Source organism: Sinorhizobium sp. GQ132 (genome assembly GCF_059758575.1).
In genome coordinates this window covers 1-18,931 of the sequence record NZ_JCAXDX010000027.1, presented here as the reverse complement: position 1 = coordinate 18,931, position 18,931 = coordinate 1, and the positions used below count along the sequence as shown (strand labels likewise).

At 60.2% G+C, this 18,931-nt stretch carries 14 protein-coding genes and 1 tRNA gene; 1 reads left to right on the top strand and 14 read right to left on the bottom strand.

All coding sequences use genetic code 11. The annotated features are described in order from the left end of the window. Positions 1 to 71: 71 nt before the first annotated feature. Genes fusA through rpsL form a run of 3 tightly spaced genes read right to left on the bottom strand, consistent with a single transcriptional unit; the run spans position 72 to position 3,100 of the window. Positions 72 to 2,171 (bottom strand): elongation factor G, encoded by a 2,100-nt coding sequence (gene fusA, locus AC6CIG_RS29105; protein ID WP_018099708.1) that lies wholly within the window; start codon positions 2,169 to 2,171, stop codon positions 72 to 74. A gap of 29 nt (positions 2,172 to 2,200) precedes the next feature. Next, on the bottom strand, positions 2,201 to 2,671 hold the full coding sequence (gene rpsG, locus AC6CIG_RS29100; RefSeq protein WP_003536198.1) for a 30S ribosomal protein S7: 471 nt from the start codon (positions 2,669 to 2,671) through the stop codon (positions 2,201 to 2,203). Positions 2,672 to 2,728: 57 nt separating this feature from the next. Beyond that, positions 2,729 to 3,100 carry a 30S ribosomal protein S12 gene (rpsL, locus tag AC6CIG_RS29095; protein WP_003507760.1) on the bottom strand — a complete coding sequence of 124 codons (372 nt, stop codon included), beginning with the start codon at positions 3,098 to 3,100 and terminating at the stop codon, positions 2,729 to 2,731. 706 nt (positions 3,101 to 3,806) lie between these two features. On the opposite strand from rpsL, the gene AC6CIG_RS29090 reads away from it, so the two are divergent. Continuing rightward, positions 3,807 to 4,103, top strand: a complete 297-nt coding sequence (locus AC6CIG_RS29090; RefSeq protein ID WP_010969192.1) for a hypothetical protein — start codon at positions 3,807 to 3,809, stop codon at positions 4,101 to 4,103. A 122-nt stretch (positions 4,104 to 4,225) separates the two neighbouring features. Here the strand turns inward: AC6CIG_RS29090 and rpoC are convergent, their stop codons facing one another. The 11 genes from rpoC to AC6CIG_RS29035 form a co-directional block, all read right to left on the bottom strand. Continuing rightward, positions 4,226 to 8,431, bottom strand: a complete 4,206-nt coding sequence (gene rpoC / locus AC6CIG_RS29085; RefSeq protein WP_018099707.1) for a DNA-directed RNA polymerase subunit beta' — start codon at positions 8,429 to 8,431, stop codon at positions 4,226 to 4,228. Positions 8,432 to 8,615: 184 nt separating this feature from the next. Further along, complete coding sequence (gene rpoB / locus AC6CIG_RS29080; RefSeq protein ID WP_018099706.1) at positions 8,616 to 12,758, bottom strand: DNA-directed RNA polymerase subunit beta; 4,143 nt, start codon at positions 12,756 to 12,758, stop codon at positions 8,616 to 8,618. Between the two features lie 265 nt (positions 12,759 to 13,023). Further along, complete coding sequence (gene rplL / locus AC6CIG_RS29075) at positions 13,024 to 13,404, bottom strand: 50S ribosomal protein L7/L12 (RefSeq protein ID WP_014328058.1); 381 nt, start codon at positions 13,402 to 13,404, stop codon at positions 13,024 to 13,026. A gap of 58 nt (positions 13,405 to 13,462) precedes the next feature. Beyond that, complete coding sequence (gene rplJ / locus AC6CIG_RS29070) at positions 13,463 to 13,981, bottom strand: 50S ribosomal protein L10 (protein WP_026169172.1); 519 nt, start codon at positions 13,979 to 13,981, stop codon at positions 13,463 to 13,465. 332 nt (positions 13,982 to 14,313) lie between these two features. Beyond that, positions 14,314 to 15,012, bottom strand: a complete 699-nt coding sequence (gene rplA, locus AC6CIG_RS29065) for a 50S ribosomal protein L1 (RefSeq protein WP_018099704.1) — start codon at positions 15,010 to 15,012, stop codon at positions 14,314 to 14,316. Between the two features lie 4 nt (positions 15,013 to 15,016). Further along, positions 15,017 to 15,445 carry a 50S ribosomal protein L11 gene (gene rplK, locus AC6CIG_RS29060; protein WP_018099703.1) on the bottom strand — a complete coding sequence of 143 codons (429 nt, stop codon included), beginning with the start codon at positions 15,443 to 15,445 and terminating at the stop codon, positions 15,017 to 15,019. A gap of 215 nt (positions 15,446 to 15,660) precedes the next feature. Next, complete coding sequence (gene nusG, locus AC6CIG_RS29055) at positions 15,661 to 16,191, bottom strand: transcription termination/antitermination protein NusG (protein ID WP_003536182.1); 531 nt, start codon at positions 16,189 to 16,191, stop codon at positions 15,661 to 15,663. 16 nt (positions 16,192 to 16,207) lie between these two features. Then, entirely contained in the window at positions 16,208 to 16,408 is a 201-nt protein-coding gene (secE, locus tag AC6CIG_RS29050) for a preprotein translocase subunit SecE (RefSeq protein ID WP_003536180.1), read from the bottom strand. A 183-nt stretch (positions 16,409 to 16,591) separates the two neighbouring features. After that, positions 16,592 to 16,667: transfer RNA gene (locus AC6CIG_RS29045), tRNA-Trp, on the bottom strand. Positions 16,668 to 16,889: 222 nt separating this feature from the next. Then, positions 16,890 to 17,783 (bottom strand): NAD-dependent epimerase/dehydratase family protein, encoded by an 894-nt coding sequence (locus tag AC6CIG_RS29040; RefSeq protein WP_018099702.1) that lies wholly within the window; start codon positions 17,781 to 17,783, stop codon positions 16,890 to 16,892. Positions 17,784 to 17,907: 124 nt separating this feature from the next. Next, positions 17,908 to 18,573 (bottom strand): hypothetical protein, encoded by a 666-nt coding sequence (locus AC6CIG_RS29035; protein WP_437409486.1) that lies wholly within the window; start codon positions 18,571 to 18,573, stop codon positions 17,908 to 17,910. Positions 18,574 to 18,931: the final 358 nt, after the last annotated feature.

Genomic DNA, 18,931 nt, shown 5'->3' with positions numbered 1-18,931 from the left:
TTCCGGCTCTCCGTTTCCTGTCCCCTAGAGGGGAAATCTTTTCATTCTGTTTCAGCGCGAGGCTATTCCGGTCACTTCTGACCGGAATATTTCGCCTGGATTTCCTGCGCGACGTTCGACGGAACCGGCGCGTAGTGATCGAACAGCATCGTGTACTGAGCGCGGCCCTGCGACATCGAGCGCAGGTTGTCCACGTACTTGAACATGTTCGCGAGCGGCACGTGGGCATTGATCACCACGGCGACGCCGCGTGCTTCCTGACCCTGGATCTGGCCACGGCGAGAGTTCAGGTCACCGATAACGTCACCGACGTAATCTTCCGGCGTCACGACCTCGACCTTCATGATCGGCTCGAGGAGCTGAGCTCCAGCCTTCTTCGCGGCTTCACGGAAGCATGCACGGGAAGCGATTTCGAAGGCCAGGACCGACGAGTCGACGTCGTGGAACGCACCGTCGATCAGCGTCGCCTTGACGCCGAGCATCGGGAAGCCCGCGAGCGGACCCGAGGACAGGACGCTTTCGATACCCTTCTGAACGCCGGGGATATATTCCTTCGGAACAGCACCACCGACAATCTTCGATTCGAATGCGAAGTCTTCGCCTTCCGGGTTCGGTTCGAAGACGATCTTGACGCGCGCGAACTGGCCGGTACCACCGGACTGCTTCTTGTGCGTGTAATCTTCCTCGTGCTTGCGCGTAATGGTCTCGCGGTAGGCAACCTGCGGAGCACCGACCGAAGCTTCGACCTTGAACTCGCGACGCATGCGGTCGACGATGATGTCCAGGTGAAGTTCGCCCATGCCGGCGATGATCGTCTGGCCGGATTCCTCGTCGGTCTTGACGCGGAAGGACGGATCCTCGGCAGCCAGGCGGTTGAGCGCGAGGCCCATCTTTTCCTGGTCGCCCTTGGTCTTCGGCTCGATCGCGATCTGGATGACCGGCTCCGGGAATTCCATGCGCTCGAGGATAACCGGCTTCAGCGGATCGCAAAGCGTATCGCCCGTGGTGGTTTCCTTGAGGCCGGCCAGAGCAACGATGTCGCCCGCGAAGGCTTCTTCGATGTCTTCACGCGAGTTGGAATGCATCTGCAGCATGCGGCCGACGCGCTCGCGCTTTTCCTTGACCGTGTTCATCACCGACGTGCCCTTTTCGAGCTTGCCGGAATAGATGCGCGCGAAGGTCAGCGAACCGACGAAGGGGTCGTTCATGATCTTGAACGCCAGCATCGAAAGCGGCTCGTTGTCGTCGGCCTTACGGGTGATCTCGCCCTCGGTCTTGACGTCGATACCCTTGATCGCTGGAATGTCGATCGGCGACGGCAGGTAATCGACAACGGCGTCGAGCAGAGGCTGAACGCCCTTGTTCTTGAAGGCGGTGCCGCAGAACATGGGGTGGAACTTGACGTCGATCGTACCGCGACGGACCAGTTCACGGATCTTGTCGTTATCCGGATAGGTACCTTCCAGGTAGGCTTCCATTGCCGCTTCGTCGATCTCGACAACCGTCTCGATCAGCTTTTCGCGGTATTCTTCCGCCTTTTCCTTCATGTCGGCCGGGATTTCGACGACGTCCCACTGGGCGCCGAGCGATTCGTCGCGCCATACGAGAGCATTCATCTCGATCAGGTCGACAACACCCTTGAAGTCGCTTTCAGCGCCGATCGGCAGCTGCATAACGACGGCCGTCGCGCCGAGGCGCGTCTTGATCATCTCGACCGAGCGGTAGAAGTCCGCACCGGTCTTGTCCATCTTGTTGCAGAAGATCATGCGCGGAACATGATACTTCTCGGCCTGGCGCCAGACGGTTTCCGTCTGCGGCTCGACACCGGCGTTGGCGTCGAGAAGCGCGATCGCACCGTCGAGAACGCGCAGCGAGCGCTCGACTTCGATGGTGAAGTCGACGTGGCCGGGAGTGTCGATGATGTTGAAGCGCCGCGTCTTGCCGTCGCGACCCTTCCAGAAGGTGGTCGTCGCAGCAGACGTGATCGTGATGCCGCGCTCCTGCTCCTGCTCCATCCAGTCCATCGTCGCGGCGCCGTCATGGACTTCGCCGATCTTGTGGGACTTGCCGGTGTAGTAGAGGATACGCTCGGTCGTCGTCGTCTTGCCGGCGTCGATGTGCGCCATGATACCGAAGTTTCGGTAGTCTTCGATTTTATATTCGCGAGCCATGAGAGACTGCCTTTCGGAACCTGTTCTGATTACCAGCGGTAGTGCGAGAACGCACGGTTGGCATCAGCCATCTTGTGGGTGTCTTCGCGCTTCTTCACTGCGCTGCCGCGATTGTTCGCCGCGTCCATGAGTTCGCCGCACAGGCGATCGACCATGGTCGTTTCATTGCGCTTACGGGCAGCTGCGATCAGCCAGCGGATAGCGAGAGCCTGACGGCGCTCCGGACGAACGTCGACCGGCACCTGGTAGGTAGCACCACCGACGCGGCGCGAACGCACTTCGACATGCGGAGCGATGTTGTCGAGCGCGGAATGGAACACGGCGACCGGCTCCTGCTTCAGCTTCGACTGGACCGCATCGAACGCACCGTAGACGATGCTTTCCGCAACGGACTTCTTGCCGTGCAGCATGATTGCGTTCATGAACTTCGTGACGACCAGATCACCGAACTTCGGATCCGGGTTGATCTCACGCTTTTCTGCTCTGTGACGTCGGGACATACTTCTCGTCTCTCAACTTTAAATCTTATGACCAGCGAAATGGCGCCGGTTGCGATGTTATTTCGGACGCTTCGCGCCGTACTTCGAGCGGCGCTGCTTACGGTTCTTCACACCCTGCGTATCGAGAACGCCGCGGATGATGTGGTAACGAACACCCGGAAGGTCCTTCACGCGGCCGCCGCGGATCATGACCACGGAGTGCTCCTGAAGGTTGTGGCCTTCACCCGGAATGTAGCCGATCACTTCGAAGCCATTCGTCAGACGGATCTTGGCGACCTTACGGAGAGCCGAGTTCGGCTTCTTCGGGGTCGTCGTGTAGACGCGGGTGCAAACGCCGCGCTTCTGCGGGTTCTCCTGCAGTGCAGGAACCTTGTTGCGCTTTACCTGTGCCTGACGCGGCTTGCGGATCAGCTGGTTTACGGTAGGCATCTAACCATCCCTTACAAAAACTTGTCTCGTTACCCTTTCGGGCGGATCGCTTGCCGTCGCCGGCAACAACGAACGCCTATGAAATGCGCAAAACGAGGGCCGATCCGCTTTTTCGCAGATGGCCCCACAAAAAGCAGAGGACGCACTATTTCGCGCGTCTTGCGTGCAGCATTATGTCGTCAGCGTGCGTTTTGAACCTTGTTTGAGGCGAACTCCAGAACGCGTCGTTCCGAACCAGCCAGCCTCACATGGGCTCTGATGCGGCGGGGTGTACTGATTTCGGGGCGATCCGTCAAGGGCAATTAAGAAATATCTGGGCGTTGCAGCCCTGATATGCCCGAGAAACAAGGCTTTGCGCGCTTGCCGTGCCCTAGGTCCGGCCGAACGCCGGCCCGTGTCGTCGCATAGTCGTTCCCACTTAAGGAATCAGCAACCTCTTTCTGTCGTTTTCCACGACCGCGAGTCGCGCCCTGCCCGATATCCTGCTCGACGTCATCCCTGACCAAAAATGTTTCGGGCCATCGTACGATTCGTGGAACGGGTTTCGGTCTGGCGCAATATGCAGTAGAGCAGGATGAGGCAAAGTGTATCCGGTTTCCCCGCATCCCGCGTCTCAACGCTTGAGAATCGATCGCGCCGGTTTCGGCCTCTTTCGACTTAAAAGAAACGCGATCGCCCGTTACTATTCTTCAAAGAGGATGTTTCCATGTCTGTCACACCGGATAACGACAACGCACCCGACGAACCGCTGATCTTCATCGTTATCGGCAAGGCCTACGAGACCGACGGCGATGCCGAGGGCGTCGACATCCATGTGATGCTGCGGGCACCCGATGACGATACGGCCGTGCGCGAGGCGCTGAACGCACTCGCCGAGGAAGGCTTCCTTGAAGCCGATCTCGACCAGATCGGCACCTTAGACGGCATACCGGACGAGGAGCCGCACGCTTCCGCCTATCAGGGCGCCCTCGAGGGCGAAGTCGCCATCATTCGCTTCGGTTGAGAGATCGCGCGGCATCTGGAGCCGCATCGACGGCAAACACATCGACCTGAAAAAGCCGCCCGGATCGCTCCGGGCGGCTTTATCGTTTCGCCAGGGAGGGCAGATACCCTCCCCTTTTTTGCTTATTCTGCCGCGGCGGGATCGTTTGCCATGTCGGCGAGCATCGGCGTGGCGCTTTCCGCACCGGTGCCCTTGCGGCGCTCTTCGAGAATCAACTCGTCGCGGGCCGTAGCGATGCGGCGGATCTGCGTCATCGTTCCGCCCGTACCGGCCGGGATGAGACGGCCGACAATGACGTTCTCCTTGAGACCCTGCAGATTGTCCGTCTTGCCTGCGACCGCAGCTTCGGTGAGGACCTTGGTGGTCTCCTGGAACGAAGCGGCCGAGATGAAGGACGGCGTCTGCAGCGATGCCTTGGTGATACCCAGCAGCACCGGCTCGCCAAAGGCGGGCTTCTTGCCTTCGGCAAGCAGAGAGTCGTTGACGTCCTCGAGCTCGATGCGGTCGACGTTGTCGCCGACGATATAGGTCGAGTCACCGGCGTCGGTGATTTCGACCTTCTGAAGCATCTGCCGGACGATCACCTCGATGTGCTTGTCGTTGATGACAACGCCCTGCAGTCGGTAGACTTCCTGGATTTCGTTCACGAGATAGGAAGCAAGTGCTTCCACGCCCTTGATCGCCAGGATGTCGTGCGGTGCCGGATTGCCGTCGAGGATGTAGTCGCCCTTCTCGATGTAGTCGCCATCCTGAAGATGGAAGGGCTTGCCCTTCGGGATCAGGTATTCGACCGGTTCGACACCGTCTTCCGCCGGCTCGATCATCACGCGACGCTTGTTCTTGTAATCGCGGCCGAAACGGATCGTTCCATCGATCTCCGCGATGATGGCGTGATCCTTCGGACGACGTGCCTCGAACAGTTCGGCAACACGCGGCAGACCACCGGTGATGTCCTTGGTCTTGGCGCTTTCGAGCGGCGAACGGGCAAGAACGTCGCCCTGGCTGACCTTCTGTCCCGGCTCGACCGAAAGGATCGCGTCGACCGAGAGCATGAAGCGGGCTTCGCCGCCGCGGGCAAGCTTGGCGATATTGCCATTCTTGTCCTTGATGACGATCGCCGGCTTCAGGTCGGTACCGCGTGGCGTCGAACGCCAGTCGATAACCTGACGCTTGGTGATGCCGGTCGACTCGTCGGTCGATTCCAGAACCGAGATGCCGTCGACCACGTCTTCGAAGTGAACGGTACCTTCCACTTCCGTCATCATCGGACGGGTGTAGGGATCCCATTCGGCGAAACGCTGTCCGCGCTTCACCTTATCGCCATCGTCGACGAAGATCTTCGAACCGTAGGCAACGCGCTGCGAGGAGCGCTCGACACCGCGTTCGTCGAGGATCTGGATCGCCATGTTGCGGCCCATGGCGACGAGTACGCCATCGGAGTTGCGCAGCATGTTGCGGTTCTTGATCTGAACCGTGCCCTCATAAGAGGCTTCCAGGAACGACTGGTCAACCACCGTTGCCGTACCACCAAGGTGGAACGTACGCATGGTCAGCTGCGTGCCCGGCTCGCCGATCGACTGAGCCGCGATGACGCCGACGGCTTCGCCCATGTTGACAGGCGTACCGCGGGCGAGGTCCCGGCCGTAGCAAACGCCGCAGACGCCGGTCTGGATTTCGCAGGTCAGTGCCGAACGAATGCGGACGGACTGGATACCGGCCTTTTCGATCGCGACGACGTCCGGCTCGAGAATCATCTTGCCGGCATCGACGATGCGTTCACCGGTGACCGGGTTGTCGATGTTGTCGAGCGCCGTACGGCCGAGGATACGCTGGCCGATCGAGGCCACGACCTGACCGGCATCGACGATCGCAGTCATGGTGAGGCCCTTGTCGGTGCCGCAATCCGTATGCGTGACGATGCAGTCCTGTGCCACGTCGACGAGACGACGGGTCAGGTAACCGGAGTTCGCAGTCTTCAAGGCGGTGTCGGCGAGACCCTTACGGGCACCGTGCGTCGAGTTGAAGTACTCGTTCACGGTCAGGCCTTCCTTGAAGTTCGAGATGATCGGCGTTTCGATGATCTCGCCCGAGGGCTTTGCCATGAGGCCGCGCATGCCGCCAAGCTGACGCATCTGGTTCGGCGAACCGCGGGCGCCCGAGTGCGACATCATGTAGATCGAGTTCATCGGCTTCTGGCGGCCGCTGTCGTCGAACTCGACGGCCTTGATGCGCGCCATCATCTCTTCGGCGACCTTCTCGGTCGCCTTGCCCCAGGCGTCGACGACCTTGTTGTACTTTTCGCCCTGGGTGATGAGGCCGTCATTGTACTGCTGCTCGTATTCCTTCACGAGCGCTTCGGTGTCGCCGACGATCTTCACCTTCGTGTCCGGAATGACCATGTCGTCCTTGCCGAACGAAATGCCGGCGCGGCAGGCATGCGAGAAGCCGAGCTGCATGATCCGGTCGCAGAAGATGACCGTGTCCTTCTGACCGCAATGGCGATAGACCGTGTCGATCATCTTGGAGATGTTCTTCTTGGTCATTTCCTGGTTGCAGATTTCGAAGGGGACGTTCGGGTTCTTCGGCAGGAGTTCGCCGATGATCATGCGGCCAGGCGTCGTTTCATAGATCTTCGAAACCGGGTTGCCCTCGGCATCGACGGTCTTGTAACGGCCACGGATCTTGGCGTGCAGGGTGACGGCCTTGGTCTCCAGCGCATGGTGCAATTCGCCCATGTCGGAGAAGGCCATGCCTTCGCCCGGCTCGTTCTGGTTCATGATCGAGAGATAATAGAGGCCGAGAACCATGTCCTGCGACGGCACGATGATCGGGGCACCGTTTGCCGGATGCAGGATGTTGTTCGTCGACATCATCAGCACGCGTGCTTCGAGCTGTGCTTCGAGCGACAGCGGCACGTGAACGGCCATCTGGTCGCCGTCGAAGTCGGCGTTGAAGGCCGTGCAGACGAGCGGGTGCAGCTGGATCGCCTTGCCTTCGACCAGGATCGGCTCGAAGGCCTGGATGCCCAGGCGGTGCAGGGTCGGCGCGCGGTTCAGAAGGACCGGGTGCTCGCGGATGACCTCGTCGAGGATATCCCAGACTTCCGGCTTTTCCTTCTCGACCAGCTTCTTCGCCTGCTTGACGGTCGAGGAGTAACCCTTGGCGTCGAGGCGGGCGTAGATGAACGGCTTGAAGAGCTCGAGCGCCATCTTCTTCGGCAGGCCGCACTGGTGCAGCTTGAGTTCCGGACCGGTCACGATGACCGAACGGCCGGAATAGTCGACGCGCTTGCCGAGCAGGTTCTGACGGAAGCGGCCCTGCTTGCCCTTGAGCATGTCGGAGAGCGACTTCAGCGGACGCTTGTTCGCACCCGTGATGACGCGGCCGCGGCGGCCGTTGTCGAACAGCGCGTCCACGGATTCCTGCAGCATCCGCTTTTCGTTGCGGATGATGATGCCCGGCGCACGCAGCTCGATCAGCCGCTTCAGGCGGTTGTTGCGGTTGATGACGCGGCGATAGAGATCGTTGAGGTCCGACGTCGCGAACCGGCCGCCGTCAAGCGGCACGAGCGGACGCAGGTCCGGCGGGATCACCGGAACCACCTTCATGATCATCCATTCCGGACGATTGCCGGATTCCATGAAGTTCTCGACGATCTTCAGTCGCTTCATCAGCTTCTTCTGCTTCAGATCGGACGTCGTCTCGGCCATCTCCGAACGCAGATCACCCGCGATCTTCTCGAGATTCATCGATGCGAGCATCTCGTAGATCGCTTCGGCGCCGATCATTGCGGTGAACTGGTCCTCACCGAACTCGTCGACCGCGATCATGTATTCTTCTTCGCTCAGGAGCTGATTTTCCTTGAGCGACGTCAGACCCGGCTCGGTGACGATGTAGTTCTCGAAATAGAGAACGCGTTCGATATCCTTGAGCGTCATGTCGAGCAGCGTTGCGATGCGGCTCGGCAGCGACTTCAGGAACCAGATGTGAGCAACCGGCGCGGCGAGCTCGATATGGCCCATGCGCTCGCGGCGAACGCGCGACAGCGTGACTTCGACGCCGCACTTTTCGCAGATGATGCCCTTGTACTTCATGCGCTTGTACTTGCCGCACAGGCACTCGTAGTCCTTGATCGGACCAAAGATGCGGGCGCAGAAAAGACCGTCGCGTTCCGGCTTGAAGGTACGGTAGTTAATCGTCTCCGGCTTCTTGATCTCACCGTAAGACCAGGAAAGAATCTTCTCCGGGGACGCTATCGAAATCCGGATGGAATCGAAGGTCTGTGCAGGCACCTGCGGATTGAAAAGATTCATGACCTCTTGGTTCATGCCTGTCTCCTTTGCGGGCATTTAAGCCCTGAGCTTGGCGAGGGTGCCGGCAATCCCGGGCGCCGACCCCTGCCCCATAAACAGCTAAAACCGCATCGGGTGCGGCCCTTTTCCTGCCGCGGACAATCAGGTGCCCGACGGCGGAAACGGTGCGCGCCGCTTAGCGGCACGCACCTGATGACTCTTACTCCGCCGCGTCCGGCAGTTGCGCCGTGCTACCGACGTCATCGACCTTGGAATTCTCCAGCTCGACCGAAAGACCCAGGGAGCGCATTTCCTTGACGAGAACGTTGAAGCTCTCCGGAATACCCGCTTCGAAGGTATCGTCGCCGCGGACGATCGCCTCGTAGACCTTGGTGCGGCCGGCCACGTCGTCCGACTTGACCGTCAGCATTTCCTGCAGCGTGTAGGCGGCACCATAGGCTTCCAGAGCCCAGACCTCCATTTCGCCGAAGCGCTGACCGCCGAACTGCGCCTTGCCGCCCAGCGGCTGCTGGGTAACGAGCGAGTAAGGACCGATCGAACGGGCGTGGATCTTGTCGTCGACCAGGTGGTTGAGCTTCAGCATGTAGATGTAGCCCACGGTCACCTGGCGATCGAAAGTCTCGCCGGTCCGGCCGTCATAGAGCGTCGACTGACCGGTCACCTTCAGGCCAGCCTGCTCCAGCATCTCGTTGACGTCCGCTTCGACAGCACCGTCGAAGACCGGTGTCGCGATCGAAACGCCGCGGCGGGTCTGCTCGGCAAGCCGAACGATCGATTCATCGTCGTACTGCTTGATCGGCTCGCCCTTCGGGCCAGATCCGATGACGCTGTCGATGGTATCGCGCAGCGGCTGAATGTCAGCGCCCGCCTTATATGCATCGAGCATCGCTCCGATCTTCTTGCCCATGCCGGCGCAAGCCCAACCGAGATGGGTCTCGAGGATCTGGCCGACATTCATGCGCGACGGCACGCCCAGAGGGTTCAGAACCACGTCGACATGCGTACCGTCTTCGAGGAACGGCATGTCTTCGATCGGGACGATCCGCGACACGACACCCTTGTTGCCGTGGCGGCCGGCCATCTTGTCACCCGGCTGGATCTTGCGCTTCACGGCGACGAAGACCTTGACCATCTTCATGACGCCCGGAGGCATCTCATCGCCGCGCTGAACCTTCTCGACCTTGTCCATGAAGCGCTGTTCAAGGCGCGACTTGGATTCGTCGTACTGTGCGCGAAGTGCTTCGATCTCGCCCTGAGCCTTCTCGTCCTCGATAGCGAACATCCACCACTGCGAGCGGGGATATTCACTGATGACGACGTTGGAGAGCTCGGTGCCCTTCTTGAAGCCCTTCGGACCGGCAACGGCGACGTGGCCGCGAAGCATGTCGACCAGACGCGCATAGACGTTGCGGTCGAGGATCGCCTGTTCGTCGTCGCGGTCCTTCGCAAGCCGCTCGATTTCCTCGCGCTCGATCGCCATCGCGCGCTCGTCCTTCTCGACGCCATGGCGGTTGAAGACGCGCACTTCTACGACCGTGCCGAAGGTGCCCGGCGGCATGCGCATCGACGTGTCGCGAACGTCCGACGCCTTCTCGCCGAAGATGGCGCGCAGAAGCTTTTCTTCCGGCGTCATCGGGCTCTCGCCCTTCGGCGTGATCTTGCCGACGAGGATGTCGCCCGGCTGAACTTCGGCGCCGATGTACACGATACCGGCTTCGTCCAGGTTCTTCAGCGCTTCTTCCGAAACGTTCGGAATGTCGCGGGTGATTTCTTCCGGACCAAGCTTGGTGTCGCGCGCCATCACTTCGAATTCCTCGATGTGGATCGAGGTGAAGACGTCGTCACGCACGATCCGCTCGGAGAGCAGGATCGAGTCTTCGTAGTTGTAGCCGTTCCACGGCATGAACGCGACGAGCGCGTTGCGGCCGAGCGCCAGATCGCCGAGGTCCGTCGACGGACCGTCCGCGATGATATCGCCCTTGTTGATCACGTCACCGACAGTGACGAGCGGGCGCTGGTTGACGCAGGTGTTCTGGTTGGAGCGCTGGAACTTCTGCAGGCGGTAGATATCGACGCCCGACTTGGACGGATCCAGGTCTTCGGTGGCGCGGATAACGATACGGGTCGCGTCCACCTGGTCGACGATACCGCCGCGGCGGGCAGCGATCGCAGCACCGGAGTCGCGCGCGACGACCGGCTCCATGCCGGTACCGACGAAGGGAGCTTCCGCACGCAGCAGCGGCACGGCCTGACGCTGCATGTTCGAGCCCATCAGCGCGCGGTTGGCGTCATCGTTCTCGAGGAACGGAATGAGCGCGGCCGCGACCGAGACGAGCTGCTTCGGCGAAACGTCCATCAGGTTGATATTGTCGCGCGGTGCCAGCATGACTTCGCCGGCGTGGCGGCAAACGACGAATTCTTCGGAGAAGGAGCCGTCGTCGTCTAGAACCGAGTTTGCCTGTGCAACGTGATACTTGGCTTCTTCCATCGCCGACAGATAGACGACGTCGTTCGTCACCTTGCCGTCCACGATCTTGCGGTACGGGCTCTCGATGAAGCCGTACTTGTTGACGCGGGCGAAGGTCGCAAGCGAGTTGATCAGACCGATGTTCGGGCCTTCCGGCGTCTCGATCGGGCAGATACGGCCGTAATGCGTCGGATGCACGTCGCGCACTTCGAAGCCGGCGCGCTCGCGGGTCAGACCGCCCGGACCCAGTGCCGAAAGACGGCGCTTATGGGTGATTTCCGAAAGCGGGTTCACCTGGTCCATGAACTGCGACAGCTGCGAGGAGCCGAAGAATTCGCGAACGGCCGCGGCAGCCGGCTTCGCGTTGATCAGGTCCTGCGGCATCACGGTGTCGATCTCGATCGAGGACATGCGTTCCTTGATCGCACGTTCCATGCGCAGGAGACCCAGGCGATACTGGTTCTCCATCAACTCGCCGACCGAGCGGACGCGACGGTTGCCGAGATTGTCGATGTCGTCGATCTCGCCCTTGCCGTCACGCAGCTCCACGAGCATCTTGACCACGGCCAGGATGTCTTCCTTGCGCAGCGTGCGAACCGTGTCCGGAACGTCCAGATCGAGGCGCATGTTCATCTTCACGCGGCCGACGGCCGAGAGGTCGTAGCGCTCCGCATCGAAGAAGAGCGCATTGAACATGGCTTCGGCCGAATCCATGGTCGGCGGCTCACCCGGACGCATGACGCGGTAGATGTCGAACAGCGCGTCCTGACGGTTCTCGTTCTTGTCGGCCGAAAGCGTGTTGCGGATATAGGCGCCGATATTGATGTGGTCGATGTCGAGCACCGGGATCTCATCGAAGCCGGCGGAAAGGATGACCGGAAGCGTCTTCTCGTCGATCTCGTCACCGGCCTCGAGATAGATCTCGCCGGTCTCGAAGTTGACGACGTCCTCGGCGAGATAGTTGCCGTAGAGATCGTCGTCGGTCGCCTTGAGTGCCTTCAGGCCCTTTTCCTGCAACTGCCGGAGCAGGCGCGGGGTCAGCTTCTTGCCGCTCTCGACGACGACCTCGCCGGTATCGGCGTCGATCATGTCTGACAGTGTCTTCTGGCCCTTGAGCGCATCCGGCTGGAACGGCACGCGCCAGCCCTCGCCGTCGCGCTGGTAGAGCGACTTCGTGTAGAAGGTGTCGAGGATTTCCTCGCCGTCCATTCCGAGCGCCATCAGCAGCGAGGTCACCGGAATCTTGCGGCGGCGGTCGATGCGCGCATGGACGATGTCCTTGGCGTCGAATTCGATGTCGAGCCACGAGCCGCGATAGGGGATCACGCGCGCGGCGAAGAGCAGCTTGCCGGACGAGTGGCTCTTGCCCTTGTCATGGTCAAAGAAGACACCCGGCGAACGGTGCATCTGCGAGACGATGACGCGCTCCGTGCCGTTGACGATGAAGGTACCGTTGTCCGTCATGAGCGGCATGTCGCCCATATAGACGTTCTGTTCCTTGATATCCTTGATCGACTTGGCGCCGGTGTCCTCGTCGATATCGAACACGATCAGCCGCAGCGTCACCTTGAGCGGCGCCGCATAGGTCAGGTCGCGCTGACGGCACTCCTCGACGTCGAACTTCGGTGCCTCGAATTCGTAGGAAACGAATTCAAGCATCGAAGCGCCGGAAAAATCCTTGATTGGAAATACCGATTTGAAAACGGCTTGAAGCCCCTCATCCGGCCGCCCGCCTTGGGGCTCGTCGACCATGAGGAACTGGTCGTAAGACGCCTTCTGAACCTCGATGAGGTTCGGCATCTCCGCGACTTCGGGAATTTTACCAAAAAACTTGCGTACGCGCCTACGACCGTTAAACGAAAGGGTCTGAGCCATCGTCGCTCCTTGTCAATCTTGCATCCGGGCCTGCAACGGACGGGAACCGATGGCCAGTCGACCCCGTCAATCAATGGGTAGTTCAATCTCGTCCAGCATTCGAAAGACGCCAGCGCGGAATGCTGTGCTGTCCTTCGATGGAGACCATCCTCTTGAAGAACCCATTACCCAAAAGCCGTTTTCGACAGGCTTTTGGGTAATATGTTCTAAAAACGGTCAAAGAGAGGCGGCCACGAAGGCCACCTCCCTTTCGCATTTCGTCGAATTACTTGACGTCGACCTTCGCGCCAGCGTCTTCGAGCTTCTTCTTGAGGTCAGCAGCTTCCGCCTTGGAAACGGCTTCCTTGACAGCCTTCGGAGCGCCTTCGACCAGGTCCTTGGCTTCCTTGAGGCCGAGGCCGGTGATGGCGCGGACTTCCTTGATGACGTTGATCTTGTTCGCGCCGGCATCCGTCAGGATGACGTCGAACTCGGTCTTTTCTTCTTCAGCCGGAGCAGCAGCGCCAGCAGCGCCACCGGCAGCAGCAACGGCTACCGGAGCAGCGGCGGAAACGCCCCACTTTTCTTCGAGAAGCTTGGAAAGCTCAGCAGCTTCCAGGACGGTCAGCGAGGAGAGGTCTTCAACGATCTTTGCGAGATCAGCCATTTTACTTTTCCTTTTGTTCGGTTCGAACTGGTTTTAAATACAACAGCGAAATTCCGCCTCAGGCGGCTTCGTCCTTCTTGGCATAGGCCGAGAACACGCGGGCAAGCTGGCTTGCCGGTGCTGCGACAACCGTCGCGACGCGGGTTGCCGGGGCGTTGAGAAGGCCCAGCAGCTTCGCGCGCAGCTCGTCGAGAGAAGGCAGGGTCGCAAGCGACTTGACACCTTCAGCGTTGAGCGTGGTTGCCCCCATGGCGCCGCCCAGAACAACGAGCTTGTCGTTGGTCTTGGCGAAATCCACGACGACCTTCGGAGCCGTTACGGGGTCTTCGCTGAAAGCGATCAGCGTCTGACCCTTGAAGAGATCGATCATCCCTTCAGACTCCGTGCCCTGAAGAGCGATCTTGGCCAGGCGGTTTTTCGCGACTCTGACGGTGCCGCCAGCAGCGCGCATCTTCGAACGGAAGTCGTTCATCTGCGCGACTGTGACACCAGCATAGTGGGCCACGACAACCGAACCGGAAGCCTTGAAGACTTCGTTCAGCTCCGTGACGAATTCGCGTTTTTCCGCTCTTTCCACTGTCTGTCTCCAGTTGGCAGGGTTGCTCATCGCAGCCCTGCCGGGTTTGCCTTTGTCACCCGGGATCATTCTCGATCCCAAGCAACGCTTGAGGATCCTGTCCCTTGGCGTTCCCGGAAAGCCGGGTCTGACACAAGGCAAGCGAGGTTCGAACCGAATTCCGACGCGTCCGCGTCTTCGTGAAATTCAGATCTTACCCGTCTCATGCGGGCTAGGTGATTAAGGTAAAACCACCCGCAATCTCGGACAGGAGTTCCGGGCGGTAGGCCCGGAATTTCCGGCCCCGAAAGGCCGGAAATCTGGTTACGGGCCGCAGCCCGTCAAATCATCAATCAGGCAGCGCTGATCGTTGCCGGGTCGACCTTGAGGCCGGGGCCCATCGTCGAAGAAACAGCCACGCGCTTGACGTAGTTGCCCTTGGCGCCGGTCGGCTTTGCCTTGATCACGGCATCTGCGAAGGCACGGATGTTTTCTTCGAGCGCCTTGGCATCGAAAGAAGCCTTGCCGATGCCGGCGTGAACGATACCCGCCTTCTCAACGCGGAACTCGACGGCGCCGCCCTTCGAAGCCTTGACTGCTCCGGCGACGTCCATGGTGACGGTGCCGACCTTCGGGTTCGGCATCATGCCACGCGGGCCGAGAACCTTACCCAGACGGCCGACGAGCGGCATCATGTCGGGGGTCGCGATGCAGCGATCGAAGTCGATCTTGCCGCCCTGTACGATTTCGACGAGCTCTTCTGCACCGACGACGTCGGCGCCGGCAGCCTTGGCTTCGTCAGCCTTCGCGCCACGGGCGAAAACGGCGACGCGAACCGACCGGCCGGTGCCGTTCGGCAGATTGACCACACCGCGGACCATCTGGTCGGCATGGCGCGGATCGACGCCGAGGTTCATAGCGACTTCGATCGTTTCGTCGAACTTGGCCGTCGCACGCTCCTTGACCAGCGTTACGGCCTCGGTAAGGCCATAGAGCTTCGCCGGATCGATGCCCTCGCGGGACTTCTGTACACGCTTTGCAATCTTCGCCATGGTCTTAGCCCGTCACTTCCAGGCCCATGGAGCGGGCCGAGCCCTCAACCATCGCCATTGCGCCTTCGATATCGGCCGCGTTGAGGTCCTTCATCTTGGCCTCTGCGATCGTGCGGATCTGAGCCTTGGAGATCGAGCCGGCCTTGGCCTTGCCCGGGGTCTTGGAGCCCGCCTGGACCTTCGCTTCGCGCTTCAGGAAGTAGCTGACAGGCGGCTGCTTCATGACGAATGTGAAGGACTTGTCCTGGTAATAGGTGATGACGACCGGGATCGGCATACCCTTTTCCATTTCCTGCGTGGCGGCGTTGAACGCCTTGCAGAATTCCATGATGTTAATGCCACGCTGACCAAGCGCAGGACCGATCGGCGGCGACGGATTCGCCGAGCCGGCCTTCACCTGCAGCTTGAGCTGGCCTGCAACTTTCTTAGCCATTTCTCTCTGCCTTTCACTGCTCCCTTGCGGCGAGGCCGAAAAGGGAGCTCATCAGCCGGTTGCCCGGCCATTTGCCGATCGATCGACCGGCGGCTGCGGTTGCGTGGTGCGGATGAACCGACCCGGCTTAAGGTCGGAAACCTCCCACGCGATGCGGATCGCTCCGCCGAACAAGCCGATAAATCGGCCTGCCCATTCGTATTCGCTTACGCTAATCAGACCTTTTCGACCTGGCCGTATTCCAGCTCGACAGGCGTCGCGCGGCCAAAGATCGACACCTCGACCTTCAAGCGCGACCGCTCTTCATCGACATCCTGAACGGTGCCGTTGAACGATGCGAACGGGCCGTCGGAAACGCGGACCTGCTCGCCGATCTCGAAGGAGACCGAAGGCTTCGGGCGCTCGACTCCGTCCTGCACCTGACCGAGAATACGGTCGGCCTCGTGATCCGGAATCGGCACCGGCTTGCTGTCCGTACCAAGGAAACCGGTCACTTTCGGCGTGTTCTTGATAAGGTGATAGGCCTCGTCGGTCAGATCGGCGCGAACGAGGACATAACCCGGAAAGAACTTCCGCTCCGCATCGACTTTGCGCCCGCGACGTACCTCGACCACCTTCTCGGTCGGGACGAGAATCTTCTCGAAGAGATGGGTGAGGCCCTTCTGCTTGGCCTTCTCCTCGATCGATTCGGCGACCTTCTTTTCAAAATTCGAATAGGCGTGAACAATATACCAGCGCGCGGCCATGCTACTCTCCACCCAATCAAGCGCCAACGTTGAGGATCAGGCTCATTACCCAACCCAGCAACTGGTCCGCACCAAAGAAAAAGGCGGCGGCAAAAGAGACCATGACGAAAACCATCAGCGTCGAGATCGTCGTCTCGCGCCGCGAAGGCCAAGTCACTTTCGACGTTTCAGCGCGCACCTGCTGCAGAAACGCAAATGGATTTGTTTTGGATGCCATATAATGCTCACGCCATTACGGCGCGTAAAGCCGACATGTCAGCCCCACGCACCGCGTGTCTGTTTGGACCCTACATAAAGACCGATTACGAAAACCACAAGAGCCAATCAGCCTTTTTTGTGAATATACAAAGACGGCAAAGCCGCCTTCCCCACGCATCCCAACACGGCAGGATCGGGAGAATGGCAGGGGCAGAGGGGCTCGAACCCCCGACCTGCGGTTTTGGAGACCGCCGCTCTACCAACTGAGCTATACCCCTACGGTGCCGCGACGCAACCGAACCGGCTGCATCCCAAGTCAGCGGCTTAATATTCAGTTTGCCGGACGCTTTCAAGCGCATTCGCAGCAAAAGAGAAAAAAGAATCAACAAAATTTCAGCCGCCCTCTCCGCGGGTGCCCGAACGGATGCTGCGACGCTTGGAAGGACGAGGAAAGCGTGAGCGGCAGTCCGCCCGCTACACGCGCCTCAACTCATCGCGATCTACTCGTTCAGCCGTACATATCTCCGCCAATCGTGCTCTTCCTTGAAACCGAGTACCTCGCGGATCTTGCGATTGGAAAGCAGCCCTTCGAACTCGCCGATCTCGCGCGTGAAGGGAACATTTGGATAGAACTGCCTGGCCAGTTCACGCGAAGGCGTGTTGGCCGATACCGTGTCGTTCGCGGCGTTGAATATCGCGAAGCCGAGACCGTCCTTCTCAACGCAAAGCTTCACGATCTGGCCGAGGTCACGGGCATCGATATAGCTCCAGGCGATCCTTTTGCGGATCTCCGGATGGGCAAAATAATGCGGGAAGTCCGCATATTCATGCGGCTCGATCACGTTGCCGATGCGCAAAGCGTAAATATCGAAGCCGGAGCGCTCGGCGAAGGCCCTCGCCGTCTTCTCGTTCACCACCTTGGAGAGCCCGTAGGAATCCATCGGATCGACGTCGTAATCCTCTTCGAGAGGAAAATGATGGAAGTCCCGGTGCCCCTCCGCAAAGCAGACGCCATAGGTCGTCTCGCTGGAAGCGACGATGATCTTTCGGATGCCGAGCTTCACCGCCGCCTCGATGACGTTGTAGGTACCCATCACGTTGACCCGGAAGGTTTCGTTGTCGGGCTTGATGAGAATGCGCGGAATGGCCGCGAAATGCACGACGGCGTCGAAGGGCTGCATGCCCTGGTCGAGATCGGGGAAGTCCCGGTGCATCGACAGCGCATTGAACATCTGGCCGCTGTCGGTGATGTCGGCGATCAGATTGGTGACGCCGGGGCTGTCGAGCGGCACGAGATCGACGTTGTGCACCTCATAGCCGGCCTCGATGAGGTAGGGCACGGCGTGCCGCCCGGCCTTTCCCGAGCCGCCGGTAAACAGAATTCGCTTTTTCATGATATATCCCCACGCAGAAGAAGACGTGCTGCAGCGACTTTGCTGTATGCGCCGCTCTGTAGGTTAGGTACTTTGCGCCCTTGCGCAAGATCGATCGTGCGTGGCGCCGAGTGTTCCTTCCGATTCACCACTTCAGACTGTAGCGGACATCGACCACGCTGCGCGGCGCCATCAACGGATCGGCGACGGCCGCGCCGAGGCGCAGATTTCCGAAATTCTGTTCCACCCCAATCCGGCTCACACCGCTGACGCCGTCACGCGATACCTGGCTCTGCACGGTAAGGGACGTTCGGCTTGCGGGAGACACGAGCTTGGCGGATTGAGTGAGCCTCGGTTCGCTGCACCGGCTCTCATAGACGTTGCATTGGATAGCGATGCTCCGGTGGACCTCCGCATCGAGCGTGGGCGTGACGATCCAACTGCGCGCGGTACCGGCGCCGAAGTTGCCGGCCCCTCGCAAAGCATTGTAGTCCACGCTGACCTGAGAGGAACGCGTGACCGCCCCTCGCCCGCTTCCGCGCGAAGCCGTTCCCCAGAGGCGGACCGGCGCGCCGGGTGGATTGATCTTGCCAAAGCGCGTGGCGTCCATCGAGACTTCGGCACCGGCGGACGTGCTCCACCGGCCCGTCCGGCGAACGCCGAACCGGAACTTGTAGGAGTTGGCTCCGGTCTTGGAAGGCGACCAGATAAGCGGGCGGTCATCGGCGGCCGAGGCAAATTGCGGGGACTTCCCGACGCAGATCAAAACGATGCCAGCCGCGGCAAGCCGCGTGGGAATACGTCTTTTCATTGGCTTCCGATCCTGCTGCATATTTCCGCCAATCGGAGTTGATGGACAAACATGCTGCAATTCAAGCGCTTAAGCGGTCTTTTCGCGCCTAAAACGCGCGGCGCTGTAGGTCGCATTCGGCAAATCGTCAGGACCGGAAGGTAACACGGACCGGCGGCAAGGTCCCGTGATATTCGGGCGATGCGTGCGGGACTATGCAAGCACTGTTGCAGACATCACACGCGAAAGAGATCGCCTCGCGCTTCAAAAGTTGATTGGTAAACGGCCAAAAAGAAAAACCCCGCGGTTGCCCGCGGGGTTCGAAGTCCGGTCCGACCGGAATTACTCGACGATGGAGGCGACGATGCCTGCGCCGACA

Excerpts from the sequence above, each read along its gene's own strand:
- fusA (WP_018099708.1), bottom strand. The coding sequence starts at position 2,171 with ATGGCTCGCGAATATAAAATCGAAGACTACCGAAACTTCGGTATCATG.
- AC6CIG_RS29035 (WP_437409486.1), bottom strand. The coding sequence starts at position 18,573 with ATGAAAAGACGTATTCCCACGCGGCTTGCCGCGGCTGGCATCGTTTTG.
- rpoB (WP_018099706.1), bottom strand. The coding sequence starts at position 12,758 with ATGGCTCAGACCCTTTCGTTTAACGGTCGTAGGCGCGTACGCAAGTTT.
- AC6CIG_RS29090 (WP_010969192.1), top strand. The coding sequence starts at position 3,807 with ATGTCTGTCACACCGGATAACGACAACGCACCCGACGAACCGCTGATC.
- rpsG (WP_003536198.1), bottom strand. The coding sequence starts at position 2,671 with ATGTCCCGACGTCACAGAGCAGAAAAGCGTGAGATCAACCCGGATCCG.
- rplL (WP_014328058.1), bottom strand. The coding sequence starts at position 13,404 with ATGGCTGATCTCGCAAAGATCGTTGAAGACCTCTCCTCGCTGACCGTC.
- AC6CIG_RS29040 (WP_018099702.1), bottom strand. The coding sequence starts at position 17,783 with ATGAAAAAGCGAATTCTGTTTACCGGCGGCTCGGGAAAGGCCGGGCGG.
- rpsL (WP_003507760.1), bottom strand. The coding sequence starts at position 3,100 with ATGCCTACCGTAAACCAGCTGATCCGCAAGCCGCGTCAGGCACAGGTA.
- rplA (WP_018099704.1), bottom strand. The coding sequence starts at position 15,012 with ATGGCGAAGATTGCAAAGCGTGTACAGAAGTCCCGCGAGGGCATCGAT.
- rplK (WP_018099703.1), bottom strand. The coding sequence starts at position 15,445 with ATGGCTAAGAAAGTTGCAGGCCAGCTCAAGCTGCAGGTGAAGGCCGGC.
- secE (WP_003536180.1), bottom strand. The coding sequence starts at position 16,408 with ATGGCATCCAAAACAAATCCATTTGCGTTTCTGCAGCAGGTGCGCGCT.
- nusG (WP_003536182.1), bottom strand. The coding sequence starts at position 16,191 with ATGGCCGCGCGCTGGTATATTGTTCACGCCTATTCGAATTTTGAAAAG.
- rpoC (WP_018099707.1), bottom strand. The coding sequence starts at position 8,431 with ATGAACCAAGAGGTCATGAATCTTTTCAATCCGCAGGTGCCTGCACAG.